Origin of the sequence: Methanobacterium lacus (assembly GCF_000191585.1) — an archaeon.
GTDB classification, from domain to species: domain Archaea; phylum Methanobacteriota; class Methanobacteria; order Methanobacteriales; family Methanobacteriaceae; genus Methanobacterium_B; species Methanobacterium_B lacus.
Genome location: NC_015216.1, coordinates 1,882,714 through 1,897,827 on the forward strand (window position 1 = coordinate 1,882,714; position 15,114 = coordinate 1,897,827).

At 37.2% G+C, this 15,114-nt stretch carries 15 protein-coding genes; 7 read left to right on the forward strand and 8 right to left on the reverse strand.

Annotated elements, in window-relative coordinates; translation table 11 throughout:
- Positions 1 to 12: 12 nt before the first annotated feature.
- The gene (locus tag METBO_RS09075) at positions 13 to 1,014 is read left to right on the forward strand and encodes a CARDB domain-containing protein (protein WP_013645410.1); all 1,002 of its coding nucleotides are present in this window, start codon (positions 13 to 15) and stop codon (positions 1,012 to 1,014) included.
- 12 nt (positions 1,015 to 1,026) lie between these two features.
- Here the strand turns inward: METBO_RS09075 and METBO_RS09080 are convergent, their stop codons facing one another.
- Positions 1,027 to 1,536, reverse strand: a complete 510-nt coding sequence (locus METBO_RS09080; RefSeq protein WP_013645411.1) for a nitroreductase family protein — start codon at positions 1,534 to 1,536, stop codon at positions 1,027 to 1,029.
- 55 nt (positions 1,537 to 1,591) lie between these two features.
- The gene (locus METBO_RS09085; RefSeq protein ID WP_013645412.1) at positions 1,592 to 2,254 is read right to left on the reverse strand and encodes a nitroreductase family protein; all 663 of its coding nucleotides are present in this window, start codon (positions 2,252 to 2,254) and stop codon (positions 1,592 to 1,594) included.
- A 426-nt stretch (positions 2,255 to 2,680) separates the two neighbouring features.
- Between METBO_RS09085 and METBO_RS09090 the strand changes: the two genes are divergently transcribed.
- Entirely contained in the window at positions 2,681 to 3,877 is a 1,197-nt protein-coding gene (locus tag METBO_RS09090) for a low temperature requirement protein A (protein ID WP_013645413.1), read from the forward strand.
- A gap of 51 nt (positions 3,878 to 3,928) precedes the next feature.
- On the opposite strand, the gene METBO_RS09095 is transcribed toward METBO_RS09090, so the two are convergent.
- Entirely contained in the window at positions 3,929 to 4,444 is a 516-nt protein-coding gene (locus tag METBO_RS09095; RefSeq protein WP_013645414.1) for an RQC domain-containing protein, read from the reverse strand.
- Positions 4,445 to 4,600: 156 nt separating this feature from the next.
- Between METBO_RS09095 and METBO_RS09100 the strand changes: the two genes are divergently transcribed.
- Positions 4,601 to 4,987 carry a hypothetical protein gene (locus METBO_RS09100; protein ID WP_013645415.1) on the forward strand — a complete coding sequence of 129 codons (387 nt, stop codon included), beginning with the start codon at positions 4,601 to 4,603 and terminating at the stop codon, positions 4,985 to 4,987.
- A gap of 53 nt (positions 4,988 to 5,040) precedes the next feature.
- Positions 5,041 to 5,682 (forward strand): DUF998 domain-containing protein, encoded by a 642-nt coding sequence (locus METBO_RS09105; RefSeq protein ID WP_013645416.1) that lies wholly within the window; start codon positions 5,041 to 5,043, stop codon positions 5,680 to 5,682.
- A 61-nt stretch (positions 5,683 to 5,743) separates the two neighbouring features.
- On the opposite strand, the gene METBO_RS09110 is transcribed toward METBO_RS09105, so the two are convergent.
- Entirely contained in the window at positions 5,744 to 7,453 is a 1,710-nt protein-coding gene (locus tag METBO_RS09110; protein ID WP_013645417.1) for an ABC-ATPase domain-containing protein, read from the reverse strand.
- A gap of 179 nt (positions 7,454 to 7,632) precedes the next feature.
- On the reverse strand, positions 7,633 to 8,316 hold the full coding sequence (locus METBO_RS09115; protein ID WP_013645418.1) for a class I SAM-dependent methyltransferase: 684 nt from the start codon (positions 8,314 to 8,316) through the stop codon (positions 7,633 to 7,635).
- Positions 8,317 to 8,425: 109 nt separating this feature from the next.
- On the opposite strand from METBO_RS09115, the gene METBO_RS13120 reads away from it, so the two are divergent.
- Positions 8,426 to 10,465, forward strand: a complete 2,040-nt coding sequence (locus METBO_RS13120; RefSeq protein ID WP_013645419.1) for a histidine kinase N-terminal 7TM domain-containing protein — start codon at positions 8,426 to 8,428, stop codon at positions 10,463 to 10,465.
- Positions 10,466 to 10,833: 368 nt separating this feature from the next.
- Entirely contained in the window at positions 10,834 to 12,252 is a 1,419-nt protein-coding gene (locus METBO_RS09125; RefSeq protein WP_013645420.1) for a B12-binding domain-containing radical SAM protein, read from the forward strand.
- A 29-nt stretch (positions 12,253 to 12,281) separates the two neighbouring features.
- Here METBO_RS09125 and METBO_RS09130 read toward each other — a convergent pair whose 3' ends face one another.
- The 3 genes from METBO_RS09130 to METBO_RS09140 all read right to left on the reverse strand — a co-directional run bounded on the left by METBO_RS09130 (position 12,282) and on the right by METBO_RS09140 (position 14,189).
- On the reverse strand, positions 12,282 to 13,448 hold the full coding sequence (locus tag METBO_RS09130) for a cysteine desulfurase family protein (protein WP_013645421.1): 1,167 nt from the start codon (positions 13,446 to 13,448) through the stop codon (positions 12,282 to 12,284).
- Between the two features lie 73 nt (positions 13,449 to 13,521).
- Positions 13,522 to 13,959 (reverse strand): DsrE/DsrF/DrsH-like family protein, encoded by a 438-nt coding sequence (locus METBO_RS09135; RefSeq protein ID WP_013645422.1) that lies wholly within the window; start codon positions 13,957 to 13,959, stop codon positions 13,522 to 13,524.
- An 8-nt stretch (positions 13,960 to 13,967) separates the two neighbouring features.
- Entirely contained in the window at positions 13,968 to 14,189 is a 222-nt protein-coding gene (locus METBO_RS09140) for a sulfurtransferase TusA family protein (protein WP_048186434.1), read from the reverse strand.
- 224 nt (positions 14,190 to 14,413) lie between these two features.
- Between METBO_RS09140 and METBO_RS09145 the strand changes: the two genes are divergently transcribed.
- Positions 14,414 to 15,085 carry a cyclase family protein gene (locus METBO_RS09145; protein ID WP_013645424.1) on the forward strand — a complete coding sequence of 224 codons (672 nt, stop codon included), beginning with the start codon at positions 14,414 to 14,416 and terminating at the stop codon, positions 15,083 to 15,085.
- Positions 15,086 to 15,114: the final 29 nt, after the last annotated feature.

Consider the following 15,114-nt stretch of genomic DNA (forward strand, 5'->3'; position numbering starts at 1 on the left):
AGGTATTTTTTTATGAAAAAATTAGTGTTCATATTCGTATTCGTTGTTATGTTGATGGTGGTAAACCCAGTTAGTGCTGGGACTCATAAACAAATGAAACTATCAAACAACTCATCTTGTGATGTTGTGTTAAAGGATGTTAAAACTGATCCAGTTATTTTTAGAAATAAAACCATTAAAATTTCAAGCACACTAAGTAATTTGGGTAAAAGTTCTTGTAAAGAGTTTTATATGGATTATTTCCTTAAATCAGCTGATACTGGTCAAAATGTTTATATTGGAAGCATTCATATTGGTGGATTGGGATCTTTGGAATCTCGTGTTGTTAATTCTTCATTCAACCTCCCAAAAACCCTTAAAAATGCTGAATATTACGTTCGAATTGTTTTAGACAGCACAAATGTTCTGAATGAAACAAATAAAACTAACAACGTGGTTTACAGCCAAAAAAAATTGAGTTTGGTAACAGGAAGGCCGGTTTACATAACAAGTGATCACATAAAAAACAACACCGCCGATAATTCCAAGGTGGATGCAATAATGAAAGGCCTTCAAAAAAAGGGATTGTACGCAGTGAACTATGGTTTAGGACCTAACAAACATTACAGTGTACTTAAAAATATTAAAGTCCCCGATAATGCCCTAATAGTAAATATTTATGGAGGTGCATGTGCAGGTACAATCTGGGAAATGGCACAGCCCTACTACAAAAAGGCCCTTGGTTCAAGGAAGGTTTTTTCCATATGGATAAATACAAATGTAAATATAAAAACAGTTAAATTCTTAAAAAGAGCATCTGATGACAATGATACTCCACAGTATGGGAAAAAGGGTGGTTTTCCACAGTTTCAAGACACCAACCACAATGGAAAATTTGAACCAAATCTGGGTGAAAAGGACGGACTATCAAATCCAGGAAAGCTATTGGACAACAACGGATATAAATACCTCTACCAGCAAGATGGAAACGTGGAAAAGATAGTTGAGGCCATATACAACCAGGCCAACAACTAGAGTTTCCCATGGTTACCATTTTTCATAGGTTACAACTTCTTCAAATGATTTTCTTGGACGTTTATCAGGACTTTCATCGGAGTATCCCAGTGTCGTGAGTCCCACCAACCTTACTTCTTCTGGAATGTTCAGGATGGATTTTACTTCGTCCTCTTTGAAGGCTCCAAGCCAACATGTGCCAAGTCCCAGTTCTGTTGCTTCGAGGATCATGAAAGATAATGCTATGGAGAGATCAACAGAGTAAGCGTACTGTCCGCAAGGCATGACCTTTTCAGATTCTGTGGAACATGCAGCAATAAATACAGGTGCCTGGGCAACGAATTTCTGTCCCATACAAGCATCCACAAGCTTATCCCTACTTTGTTGATCCTTTACAACCACAAATTTCCATTCCTGTCTGTTGGCTGCAGAGGGTGCTATCCTTGCAGATTCAAGGATCTTATCTATTTTATCCTGTTCAACTTCCTTTGTAAGATATTTTCTAATGCTTCTCCTAGATTCTATTGCTTCAAATACATCCATAACCTTATCCTCCATTTATAGATCCATTTTCTATTTGTTTTCAGTGTATTTTTTTTTATTCGTAGTATTTAACTACCTCTTCCAAGGATCTTCTTGAACTTTTGAAACTGCTCTGTGGTGCTTCATCATTTTTGTAGCCCAGTGCAATTCCCAACACTATTGAAAGTTCCATTGGAATGTCGAGTTCACTTCGCAGTATTTCTGGATGCACAACCAGATTTATTGCAGGGGCTGAATCCAAACCTGCTTCTGTTGCAGCGAGCATAATGCTTTGGGAAATTGCTCCCATATCAAACATTGACCATTCACCCAGTTCTTGGTTCATGCAGAGGTAGATAACAGCAGGTGCATTGAAAAATTCGAAGTTGCTTCTCCAACTGGCATTTCTTTCCTTCTCATCAGTCCCTGAAATTTTCAGGTGGTTGTACATCTCATCTGCAAGATCCCTTATCCTTTTTTGATATTTATCTGGCCAAGTTCTTGCCAGTGCCACGTCAGGATTTCTGGGTTTGTCTTGATCGAAATACTCCAGATATTCAGCCCTGATTTTATCAAGCTTTTCAGCATTGGCAACATAAATTTCCCATGGTTGTGTATTTGCCCAGGAAGGAGCATGAAGGGCCTCTTCCAAAATTTCTGTGATCTTCTCTCGTGACACAGGTTTCTGTTTAAAAGATCTGCATGTAAAACGAGATTTTAATGCATCTGAAACATTCATTTTTCTATTGAACCCCCACTAAAACCTTCATAAAATTGTTAAACTGTCCAAAAAATTCTTAATTTATATTATTGTTTAAACCAATTAATTTAGTTTGCCCGGATAAAAAAAATTTGTTTCATGAATTTTAAACAATTATTAATGCTTATCTTAACTTTAAAAAAAAATACAATGTCCCAATAAGTAATTGGGTAACTATACTCTGCTTAACACTGTATTTGCACCATAAATTAGGAGTTTATTGATCCTGTTTAGTGTCTGAGTAGTTTATGGTTCATTCGTGTCATGAATGGTTATCAATAAAATGATTTTGTTCTTTGGTTGAGCGATTGAAATGTTTATATCTATCCTTGGATAATAACATTATTAATTATCTGTTAAATATAAAAATGGGGGAAATTTAACTGTATTGTATGGGAGTTTTATATGAAGCTTAGAAAAGATTTCATCACTGTACCGATTTTAAGATACAAAGGTGATCGTACGGATGAAAAACATGCCGACTGGCTAGAACTTCTGTTTGATCTGATTTTTGTTGCTGCTATTTCAAGGCTTGCTTTGAATTTGAGCGACAGCTACAACTTGATAACCTTCTTAGAATCATTACCCCTTTTCTTTGCAATTTGGTGGGGCTGGGCTGGCCATACATTTTATCTTGACAGATTTGGTACCGATGACATTTTCAGCAGAATAGTTACCATGTTACAGATGGTTGCCGTTGCATCGTTGGCTGTTAACGTTAAAGACGCTTTAACAACTTCGGGTGCAGGGTTTGCAATTTCATATGCAATGCTGAGATTTATTTTGGTGGCAGAGTATATTTGGGTTGGGAGAAAATTACCACAGGCAAGTCCACTCACCAACAGGTATTCCTTAGGATTTGGTTTGGCAGCAACTATTTGGCTTATATCTGCATTTGTTCCTGATCCATACAGATTTGTTCTGTGGGGAGTTGCTCTACTTATTGATTTCTTAACACCGTTCACTGCTGGGGAAATTCACATCAACTTCCCACCCCACCCAACCCATCTTCCTGAGAGGTTTGGTTTGTTCAGCATAATAGTGATTGGTGAGGCAATTTTAAGTCTTGAAGTTGCTGTGAGCAACATAGGAACCGCCTTCATCACCGAACTCATGGGTTTGATGGGATTGATAATAGCCTTTTCACTGTGGTGGGGATACTTCGAAGAAGCTGAGGGTGCTGAAGAAAGGGTTCAAGATAGGGGAGATCAAATTGCCAAGTATCAGTTGTGGTTATACTCACATTTTCCTTTCATGCTGGGAGTGGTGGGTGCGGCCGCGGGAATTAAGCATGTGATAAGTTTACCCTTTGGATTTGAACTTGCTTCATCAGACACGTGGTTGATGTGTTTATCACTAGCATTAGCCCTGATATCCATAAGTTTAATCTTCATTTCATCATTTAAATGGGAAGATTGCAGGAGAAGAGTACTTTTAAACTACAGAATGCCCTACTACCTAGTAATAGCCCTGGTGATTGCAACAGGATTTTTAAGTACGGTTGTATCCGGCTTTACAGTACTCCTCATCTTAACAATTCTATGCATAATAAACGTTATAATTTCCCTCAGGGAAACACCTGAAGCAGTTTGTCAACTCTAAAACAAAATAATTTGATATAAAAAAAAAAGTTTAGATCATCCCGTCCTGATCTTAATTTCTTTTTACAAAACCTAAGCTGATTGTTTCAGTACCATTTAGAAATTCCTGACCTTCAACTGTACATTTAAGGGTTGAACCTTCGTACTGAGATAAATATTCCGATTCAATGAATCCCCTCTCAATCAACACATCTACCATGTACCTCAAGTCTTCCTCTGAAAAATTATTTAAGATTCCATAGGTTTCCAGTTGGTTGATTTTGTATTTAAAAATAAATGGTGAACTACTCCCCTTTAAAACAAGCATTAAACGTTTGATACCCAGTTGAACTGGAACCTGTTTCAGACTCATCAGTATCATTCTTGAAAGTGCTGACTCGTAGTCCGAAGTTAATTTTTCAATGGATGGTTCTGATACTGATTTTTGAAGCTTTAAATTCAGGTAATCTTCGAGTTTTTCGTAGTAGTTCATTTTAGTGCCGCACTGGCATGTTTTAATATCCTCCACGAGATTCTTGTCAGCTATCTCGTAGTACACATCACAGTTTTTACATATCATAAAGGGCATCTTGACACCATACCTTAGTTAAGTAAATTTATCTGACTGCACAAATACTATATCTGTTAATTAACTCAGTTTCACATTATTTAATGGTAGCTATTGTTACATCATGTCTTTCAATCTAAAAAAAAAGTAACCGATCTCGGGGTATGGTGATTTTTTATGTCCTTAGATGAAAATATTAACGATGAAATAACTTTCAACAAAATATGTCCCAAATGTGGAGTTGCAAATCCAGATAATGAAGCTAATTGTATTATTTGTGATAAAGATCTGCTTGAAACTGTTTTATATCTTGAAGACGCATTTTTTGACCTGGAAATTACTGAAACAGAATTTGTAGAGTACAGAAAAAATTACTACAGAACAAGAAGAACAGGTAAGATTAAACGGTTTAAACTTAAAAAAATGGAAGAAATAAGTTTAGGACAGCCAATTAAAAGAATCAATTTTATATATGATGGTAAAACGGAAACATATCCACTTAAAGATGAAAATTATGACCTGTTAAAGGATTTTATGGTTAAAAATGGATACATTACTCCATAAATTTTATTCTAAAATTACGTTAACTTACTCAGAGAATTTTCAGGAGGAAACATATGACCAATAATAATTCACGTGATTCGTATCAGAAACATCAGAAGATATTTGCCCTTTGTGGGATCGTTGCCCCAATTCTTTTCACAGTTCTTGTAATTATAGAAAGTCTTTTAAGGCCAGGTTACAGCCAGATATTAAACGATGTTAGTGATCTTGGTTTAGGGCCCTATGCATTAATTCAAAATATAAGTTTCATGGTATTTGGTCTATTATCAATTGGCTTTGCCATGGGTCTTGGTGCTAATTTACCAAATCGCGCTGGAAAAGCAGTTAAATGGTTAGTTACAGTGTTTGGATTGTGTATAATACTGGCAGGTGTTACATTGTTGTCTGCTCCAGGCGATGTAACTTATGCTAAAGATGTTGTATCCCACGGCTTGGTAAGTGCCGTAGCATTCTTATTAATTATAATAGCAATGTTTTTAACCTGGCTCGCGTTAAGAAATAGTAATAATGACATATGGGGACATTATAGGTTGTTTTCCCTCATATGTGGCTTATTTTCGATAATTACACTTGTAATACTATCATACACCCAATTCTATTCCTATCACGGAGCTTCTGAAAGGCTGTTCATTGCTGTGTGGATGATATGGATTGAAGGAACCGGATTAAAACTCTATTCATTATCAAACTCATAATATATTATGACTCGATACATTTAGGGTTTAAATTTTTTGAGTAATCTTCAATCTAATACCATCATTGACAGCTTCGGACTTTGAATGTTCTTATACGGTTTAATGCTGCTGCTATTTCAAATATTCTGGGTTTTGATAGGTTGTTTGGATATTTTCGTCCTGAGGGTGCGAGGTAATCCAGTCCATTTGTTTCAATATCCTTTTTTAACTCTTTCATAATGTTTTCCATGGACATTTCTCCATTTAAGTATTTAGGTGAGATGTAGTTCATTGCATATGCAATTGCGCGTGTTTGGCTGGTATCTACTATCTGTTCAACATGTGATAATTCTACTAGTTCATTTCCAAACGTTATCATAGTTTTTCCACGTGCATCCAGCTTCAACCTTTTCCCTTTAAATGGTTTTAAACATCCTGATAATGGGCATCTCTTTTTATAACCGAATTTAGAGCTGGTTTCAATTTTCCTGTTTATTGGTATTTCCTTCCTTACATCCATGGCAAGTTCTGTTACATCGTGGGGCACGTAGTTGTCCATCATTATAACTGTGTCTGCAACTTCGAAGTAGTCCCCTGATCCTCCCATTACCATGATGGTGGAAATTCCATGTTCATTTCTCAGTTCCTTCACCCGGTCAATAAATGGTGTTATGGGTTCCTTGTCCTTTGATACAAGTTTCTGCATCCTTTCATCCCTTATCATGAAGTTGGTTGCAGAGGTGTCCTCATCAAAGAGCAGTAGATCTGCTCCCACTTCGATGGCCTCCATGATATTTGCTGCTTGACTGGTTGATCCTGATGCATTTTCAGATGAAAATTTTGAGGTGTCCTTGTTCAATGGAGGGTCGTGAATAAACGAACTTATATCAACACCCTCTATTCTCCTTCCATCTTCTGCACGAATCTTCACAGCATTTGGATCTGTTACAACCATCTCCCTTCCATCCCCATATCTGTGGTTGTAAATACCCCTTTCAATTGCATTTAGTAGTGTGGACTTACCATGATAACCTCCACCAACCACCAAGGTCACACCTTCGGGAATTCCCATACCAGTTAAAGTGCCATGGTTTGGTGTTTCTATGCTGATGAGAAGTGATTCCGGAGTTTTAAATTTTACAGCTCCTTCCAATGGTTCTTCTGAAATCCCACTCATTCTGGGAAGTACTGATCCATCCAATATAAATGCCACAATACCTCTTTTTTTCAGTTCATTTCTGATGAAGTCTGAATCCTCATTTATGAAGACATGTTCCCTCAGATCCTCGGCATCAACATGATCGTGGATGCAGGATTCCGTGATTATTCGTGGCAGAATTTCTAAGAACAGTTTTTTAGCTTCCTTTCCAAGTATTCTTCTTCCCTTGGCTGGAAGGCCCACTGATAATCTGATTTCAAGGGATGATTCATCTATGGAGACACTGGTTCTCTCGAGGATCTCTGGACCTCCAGAATCTATGGATATCACTCCACTTTTTCCACTACCTGTTTTGCCTTGAACCTGTTTTTTGATGGATTTATTGAAAACACGGCCAATATAATCTGCTACCGCTATTTTTCTACCATGATTTGATAGAAGTTCCCTTGGAAAGGTTACTTCATCCATTAAAATTCTTATTAACGAAGGTGATGCAAAGGGATCCCGTTGAACATGAAGAATTTCAAGGGTGAAAAAATCGAATTTATAAATTCCCTTAATTTCATTGTAGTTCTTGTATCCCCTTCCATCTATCATTCCAAATAGCTTCTGAAGTTGTTTGTAATTTTTCATGGTATCAATTCTTAATAATCGTAAAATCTCTATTTAAGTTTAAAATGAGCCTATTAACTCAAAACAACCCATTCTTAATCAGTATATCTGTATTTTCATGGGAATTCACCCATATATTTTTCAACTGTAGAATCATTAGTTCTATCTGTCCAGTCACTCTTAGCTGTTACTTACAAAATTTAGATTTTTTTGGCCACGATGATGTAGCCCAGGGTGTTGTTACCATGAAATGTTTTAAAGGTTGTACTCAGGGTTGTTTCTATGGCGAACCGATTTTTTAGGAGCTGTTTCAGTTCTTCCAATGTGTAGTGATGAACTAAAAAAAGTTCTTTTCCTCCTTCTTTACCATCTTCAGTCACAAAAAATGTTCCCTTTTCTCCAGTTGATGAATAATCTCGCAGGTACCTTGCTTTGTAAATGGGATTGTTCCAGTTCTGTCCGAAATCTGCAAGGTAGAGTATTCCACCAGGTGCGAGAACCCTCCAAGCTTCCGTTATAACTTCATTTCTAGCCTCAGGATTGGTAACAGTGGTTAAAAAAGCCTGCATTATACATGCACCAAAATAATTCGTTTCATATGGTAAATTTAAAGCATCTGCCGTTATGAAATCTATTTTTCCAGGATATTTATTGTTGGTTTTCTTTGCTTGTTCTGATGCGTACTCAATTGAATGTTCATTGATATCAAATCCACATACATGGTATCCCTTTTTTTGGAGTTCAAATCCGACTCTACCCCATGCACATCCAAAATCCACGACTTTGGTTTCAGTTGGAACCTTGTTAAAGAATAGCCCATTAAGTTCTACTGTAGAAGGGGTTTGTTTACCAACAAACTGTTTCCATCCGCTACCTGTTTCCATGTTTTAATTAATGGTTCTCCAAGCTAAAAATTTTTTCTATCCCAAAAATTAAATAGCAAAGCATATTTAGTAGGTAAAACAATTAAATTTAAAATTATGGGGCCATTAAATGGAATTTCAGTACATCACCTACTCACTACTGTTAATATTCAGTTCATTAATTAGTATTTTTTTGTCTTGGAGTGCTTGGAAAAGGCGAAAAGTTAATGGTGCCCTTTATCTTTGTCTACTTTTCATATTTGTGACTGAATGGTCACTTACTAGTGCATTGGAAATTTCCTCAACAGATGTAATGTTCAAGATTGTCTACGCAAAACTGAGTTACATAGGAATGATTCTGATACCTCCACTTTGGTTTCTGTTCACACTAGATTACACCCAAAACCAGGAAGTAATAAAAAAGCCCAGGGTAATTATTTTATTCTTAATTCCAATTTTCATCATTTATCTGGCCCTGACCAACGATTGGCACGGGCTTATCTGGCCCAATATAACTGCCCTTTACACTGCAGAGGGATTGTTTTTAATTTATCAACACGGTCCTGCTGCAATTTTCTCAGCAATATACTCCTTCATCCTGATACTTGCCGGTCTTGTCATGGTGGGGCAGAATTTATTTAAAACCTCACATTTATATCAAAAACAGGCCATGCTGATATTTTTAGCAGCTTTAATACCTTTGCTCAGTAATTCTATTTATATAACCAACTTATATCCATTCTATTTTGATCCAACTCCTCTTGCCATAACAATATCAGGAATTCTCATTGTCTGGAGCATTTTCTGGTACAAACTCCTCGATATAATGCCACCAGCTTACAAAGGACTTTTTGAGAGCATGAAAAATGGAGTTGTTGTTTTAGACACCTACGAAAGAATAATGGACCTCAATCCAGCTGCTGAAAAAATGCTTGGTTTAGATAAGTACTGTATCGGACAGGAAGCCCGGGATAAATTGGAAATATGGGATAAAATAGCACCAAATGGAAGAAATGATGGTTCTACTGATTTAAAGTTGAACAACTCCAAAAATATGTGGATAGAAGTTCAATTTACCCCTGTTTACAGTAGTGGATTATTTTCAGGTTGGATCTACATATTCGAAGATATCACCAAGAGAAAGGGTATTGAGAACAGAATCGCCAAATCTGAGAAGAAGTACCGGGAACTGGCAGATCTGCTTCCCCAAACAGTTTTTGAAACAGATGAAAATGCCAAGTTAACCTTCATGAATGTTTATGGTTTTTTGATGTTTGGTTACACCCAGAAACATCTTGATGAAGGTCTCAATATATTGGAACTGATAATAGAAGAAGAAAGATCCATATCAAAGGGAAAAGTAACCGAAGTTCTCAATGGAAATGGTTCTGGTGATGAGTACACTGCAAAGAAATGGGATGGAAGTCTCTTTCCAATCATCATTCATTCAAACCCCATTTTTAACAGGGGAGTATTTGAAGGGTTCAGGGGTATCATCATAGATATTTCTGATATCAAGGATGCAGAAGAAAAAATTATGGATTCACTGAAGGAGAAGGAAGTTCTGCTTCAAGAAATTCACCATCGAGTGAAAAATAATATGCAGATCATTTCAAGCCTCCTGTCACTTCAGGCCAACCACACCGACAACGAAGAAACAGTGGAAATTCTTAAAGAAAGTAGGGGTCGTGTTAAATCCATGGCCATGATACACGAAAAACTTTACCACGGTCAAAACATCGGCAAGTTAAACATGGTAGAATACTTAAACAATTTGGTGCGTGACGTAGTAAGATTCTACTCCACTCCTTCCTCTAACATAGACATGGATGTGGATGTCGAAGACATCAAACTAAACATTGACACTGCAATACCCATGGGTTTAATGGTAAACGAAATTGTATCAAACTCCACAAAATACGCATTTCCAAATAAAAACGGCATAATTACTCTTAAACTTAAATATGTGGATGATTATTATTTATTATACGTATCAGATAATGGAATAGGGTTACCTGAAGATTTAAATATCCATGAGTCATCAACCCTCGGTTTGAAACTCATTAACAGTTTAGCAATACAGCTTGAAGGTGAACTTGAAATAAAATCCAACAACGGAACATCATTTCTTTTAAAATTTAAAGAATTAAAATACAACGAACGATTGTGAAAAGACAGTTAAAACATATTTGCCCACTCTAAACTGCCATAATCAAGGATATTAAACCATCATTACACGTTGAGGGATATTCATAAATTAAAGTTATTATTTTAAATTTAGATAGTTTTTAAATAGTAATCCGGTTCGAATTTGTTAATTGATACTTGTAGCTCTTCCCAACAACCATCTACACAAGGTTTAAATAACAGTAACTTGAATTAGTTATATCTATAATTTTTATTGTTTACAAAATAGTTTACATACTTTTATTCTTGTTTACACCTTTGTTTAAAATGTTCTTGTAAAAACAAGTCATCATATCCATTTTATTGATTTTTACCAAATGTATTAGAATTGAAAATCAACGAGGTGACCAAATGAAGGTAGCGTTAATAAATCCAGCTCAATTGGATTCAAAATATAAATTTATGGGAGTGGTTGCACCCCCTTTAGGACTGGCATACATGGCTGCAGTTCTGGAAGAAAATGATGTTGAAGTCATCATCATAGATGCCTGTGCTCTTGAGATGGATCTTGTATCTGTTGGTAGACAACTCAGGGAGTTCTCACCAGATATCATAGCACTCACAGCACTGACACCAACCATAGCAAAGGCACTTGAAACTGCAGAATACTCAAAAAGTGTTTGTAAAGACTCTTTGATAGTGATGGGAGGTTACCATCCAAGCTTCAACTACAAGGAAATTTTAAAGTACGACTTCGTGGACGTGGTTACCATCGGTGAGGGAGAAGAAACACTCCTGGATCTTACACGATCACTGGAATATGACCTACCATTAACATCTGTTAATGGAATAGCTTTTGATGATGTTGTAACACCTCCAAGACAGTTGATCATGGACCTTGACAGTTTACCACTTCCAGCCAGACATCTACTTCCCATGGACAGTTACAAACTTCTAAACATGGACACTAAGATGTCAACCATGATAACCAGTCGGGGCTGTCCAATGCAATGTTCCTTCTGTTCATCTGCAGCCCTGCATGGATCCAAACTCCGTATGAGATCTGTGGATAAGATTTTAGATGAAATGGAGTACCTTGTTAATGAGATGGGCATCGAAACCATCGCATTTATGGATGACACCTTTACCATAAGTAAAAAACGTGTGATTGAACTCTGTGAAGGTATTGAAGAGAGAAATATCGATGTAATGTGGGGTTGCACATCACGTGTTGATTCCTTAAACAAGGAACTTTTAAGGAAAATGAAAAAAGCAGGGTGTATCACCGTGTTCATGGGAGTTGAATCTGCAGATCAGCAGATGCTTGACACAGTGAACAAGCAAACCACCATAGAAAGGATCAAGGATGCATTTGAAGTGTCCCGTCAAGAAAAAATCAGAACCATAGCATCGGTTGTTCTTGGAATGCCTGGTGACACCCATGAGAGCATTAAAAATACCATAAACTTTGTGAAGGAACTCAATCCCTCCTACGCCATATTCTCACTGGCCACACCCTATCCAGGAACTCGGTTCTATCAGCAAACCCTTGAGAAGGATCTCATAAAGGTTAAGGACTGGTCCAAGTACACTTTGATCTCCCCAATTCTTGAGACAGTTGATTGTTCCTTGGACGAACTCAAAAAATTACAGGCATCTGCATTTAAAAAGTTCTATCTGAGGCCAATGTACCTCATCAGACAAGTAATCATGGACGGACCCATACTTGTTAAAACCATATCTGGTGTGATGAGAAACATCATGTTCCCTGCAAAGAAGAATGATGATGTTCCAATGAAATTTCAAAAAAGAATGGTGGATCTGGATTAAATCCAATTCACCGTACCATCTATTTTTTTTTATTGAGTGCCAATTGCACTAATTTCCCTTAACTTACTCACTATTTCGTTTAATGCATCTGCCATGGCCCCAACATCATCCATGCTATTGAAGCGTCCGAAGGTTATCCTGAGTGATCCATGGGCCCTTTCAGGATCTCCCCCTATTCCCAAGATAACATGGCTTGCTTGGAGTGAACGGCTGAAGCATGCTGATCCCGTGCTCACTGCAAATCCCCTCATGTCCAGGTGGAGTGTGATTGATTCTCCCTCAACGTAGTCAAATGTTATGTTGGCATTTTGAGGAATTCTTTCTGTGGGATGGCCGTTTAGTGTGGTGTGGGGTATTTCATTTAGCACACGTTGCATGAGGTGATCCCTCATTTGAATGAATTTATCATTCTCTTCACTACTTGTGAGTTCAACTGCCTTTTTAAAACCTACTGCTCCGGGGATGTTTTCCAATCCACCCCTCTTGTTAAATTCCTGGAAACCTCCATCCAAATATTTGTTGAATGGTGTTCCTTTTTTCAAGTACAGTGCCCCAATTCCACTTGGTCCGTGGAGGGTGTGTGCAGATATTGTTACCATGTCCGCTTTTATCTCATGAAGGTCCAATGGTAGTTTGGTAAATGTGTGGGTTGCATCTGTATGTAAAAGCACATTTTTCTCGTTACATATCTCAGCTATGGTTTTTATATCTTGGATGGTACCTATTTCCTGGTTTGCATGCTGTACTGATACAAGACTGGTTTCTGGTTTGATGAGTTTCTGGATCGTTTCAGGATCCACCATCCCATACTCATCCACATCGAGGTAGCTAACTTCGTATCCCTGTTTTTCAAGGGATTTAAAACTATTTAAGACCGGAAAATCTTCAATTTTAGATACAATTAAATGATTTCCTTTTTTATTCTTTTGTGCTATTGCAGCACCTTTAATTGCTGCGTTACTTGATTCAGAACTTCCAGATGTGAATATGAGCTCACCCTCACCTGCACCAATGTAGTTTGCCAAGTAGTTTCTACTATCTTCTAAAGCCTCACGGGCCTCTATACCCATGGAGTATCCTGTTTCAGAAGTTGGAATAGCATATTTTTCGAAGAAATATGGTTTCATGGCTTCTAAAACTCTTTCATCCATCCTTGTAATTGATGAATTATCCAGGTACCTGTACTTAACTTCCATAACACATTTCCCTCCTGTTTTTCAATATTTGTCTAGACCCAAAACAAAGAGTTTTTGTTCATAAACGTTTTGATCATATGAACAGTGTGATCTTGGAGTTCCTTGCTTCTTGAACGTAGGTTCCAACAGCCCCATATTCAGTTATCAGATCCTGATCAAGGTCTTCCTTTGAAATTCCCATTATTTCCATGGTCATTTCACAGGCAATGACTTTCCCTCCGAGTTCTTTAAAATCTTTTATTAAACGTTCAAGGGAAGCTACATTGGCTTTTTTCATCCGACCCTTGATCATCCATTTGCCCAGTCCTAGGAAGTGCATCTTTGATAGGGGTCCTTTATCCAATCCTCCCTTTTGAAGTCTTTGTAAACCCCAAAAAGTGAAAAATAATGAGGCTTCCATTCCCATGGATAGGGCTCCGTTTGATACTATGAGGGCACTGTAAATTTTGTCCATATCTCCACTGTGAACAATTATTGTCGATTTATCAACCTTACTGGCTTCATCAACCATAAAATCACCTATTTACGAATTTTAATTTTCCAGACACCGTTGGTTTCTTGGATGTCCACAATTTCTGATCCCAATGCCTCAACTGCCATTGGAATTTCCTTCTTGGATGCTGGATGGGTTCCCTCCACCTCTATTATTTCTCCTTCAGAAGCATTTTTGATGGCTTTTCTCATTTCTACTAGAGGTACAGGACATGTTTCTCCTTTAACATCTACTTTGACTTCGGCCATTAAATCACCCCGTATTTTTTTGCCTAAACTCGTAAGTTTAATACTATATTTGTTGTTGAAACAACATGAAATTTCTGTTATTAAGACTTCCAATTTTTTATCACCCGATATATACGAACAATAAAATAATATAACAATTGTTATATTTATTGGTTTGGATCACAGAAAAGAAATTGTAATCTATTTACATCTACAAACCAAAAGTTTAAACACGGTGATAATGAATGAAAACAGTAATTTTATCCTACCCAATAGAAAACAACTCTCCACATTACATAGGTACCACAGAACCATCTCTGGAACCTTTAACCCAAATAAAAAATGGAGATGATTACAACACCTACAAGATTACCGTTGGAAATCACAGCGGAACCCATATTGATGCTCCAAAACATTTCGTTGACACTGGAAGATCTATATTAGATTACAGTCCAGAAGAATTAAGCTTTAAAAATCCCATTGTGCTCGACTGTCCCAAAAATCCCTACGAACTCATAGAGATCAAAGACATTTCAGACGCAGACTTTGATAAGTGTGAATGTCTGCTCTTTAAAACCGGGTTTGGAAAATTCAGAGAAACAGACCTTCAAAAATATCTGACTAAAAGTCCAGGGATAGCAGTGGAAACAGTTGATTGGATCAGGGAAACCCATCCACAAATCCGCTGCCTTGGAATAGATACCATATCCATGTCAAGATATCGAGATGCTGAAAATGCAAAACAAACCCATATTACAGGCTTTAAAACCAGCCCAAACTATGGAGAACCCCTCCTCTTCATCGAAGATATGAACCTCGACATGGATGAAGAACTAACCATAAAGGAAGTTATGGTTGTTCCATGGCAGATCAAAGGAGTTGACAGCACACCCTGCACTGTGATCGGTTTTTTTTAATGAGATTTAGGCCCATAAAATACAAAAGA

What these genes read in the sequence shown, in the direction of transcription:
- METBO_RS09100 (WP_013645415.1), top strand. Translation starts at nt 4,601, where the DNA reads ATGTCCTTAGATGAAAATATTAACGATGAAATAACTTTCAACAAAATA.
- METBO_RS09110 (WP_013645417.1), bottom strand. Translation starts at nt 7,453, where the DNA reads ATGAAAAATTACAAACAACTTCAGAAGCTATTTGGAATGATAGATGGA.
- METBO_RS09115 (WP_013645418.1), bottom strand. Translation starts at nt 8,316, where the DNA reads ATGGAAACAGGTAGCGGATGGAAACAGTTTGTTGGTAAACAAACCCCT.
- METBO_RS09130 (WP_013645421.1), bottom strand. Translation starts at nt 13,448, where the DNA reads ATGGAAGTTAAGTACAGGTACCTGGATAATTCATCAATTACAAGGATG.
- METBO_RS09145 (WP_013645424.1), top strand. Translation starts at nt 14,414, where the DNA reads ATGAAAACAGTAATTTTATCCTACCCAATAGAAAACAACTCTCCACAT.
- METBO_RS09095 (WP_013645414.1), bottom strand. Translation starts at nt 4,444, where the DNA reads ATGCCCTTTATGATATGTAAAAACTGTGATGTGTACTACGAGATAGCT.
- METBO_RS09125 (WP_013645420.1), top strand. Translation starts at nt 10,834, where the DNA reads ATGAAGGTAGCGTTAATAAATCCAGCTCAATTGGATTCAAAATATAAA.
- METBO_RS09085 (WP_013645412.1), bottom strand. Translation starts at nt 2,254, where the DNA reads ATGAATGTTTCAGATGCATTAAAATCTCGTTTTACATGCAGATCTTTT.
- METBO_RS09090 (WP_013645413.1), top strand. Translation starts at nt 2,681, where the DNA reads ATGAAGCTTAGAAAAGATTTCATCACTGTACCGATTTTAAGATACAAA.
- METBO_RS09105 (WP_013645416.1), top strand. Translation starts at nt 5,041, where the DNA reads ATGACCAATAATAATTCACGTGATTCGTATCAGAAACATCAGAAGATA.
- METBO_RS13120 (WP_013645419.1), top strand. Translation starts at nt 8,426, where the DNA reads ATGGAATTTCAGTACATCACCTACTCACTACTGTTAATATTCAGTTCA.
- METBO_RS09140 (WP_048186434.1), bottom strand. Translation starts at nt 14,189, where the DNA reads ATGGCCGAAGTCAAAGTAGATGTTAAAGGAGAAACATGTCCTGTACCT.
- METBO_RS09080 (WP_013645411.1), bottom strand. Translation starts at nt 1,536, where the DNA reads ATGGATGTATTTGAAGCAATAGAATCTAGGAGAAGCATTAGAAAATAT.
- METBO_RS09135 (WP_013645422.1), bottom strand. Translation starts at nt 13,959, where the DNA reads ATGGTTGATGAAGCCAGTAAGGTTGATAAATCGACAATAATTGTTCAC.
- METBO_RS09075 (WP_013645410.1), top strand. Translation starts at nt 13, where the DNA reads ATGAAAAAATTAGTGTTCATATTCGTATTCGTTGTTATGTTGATGGTG.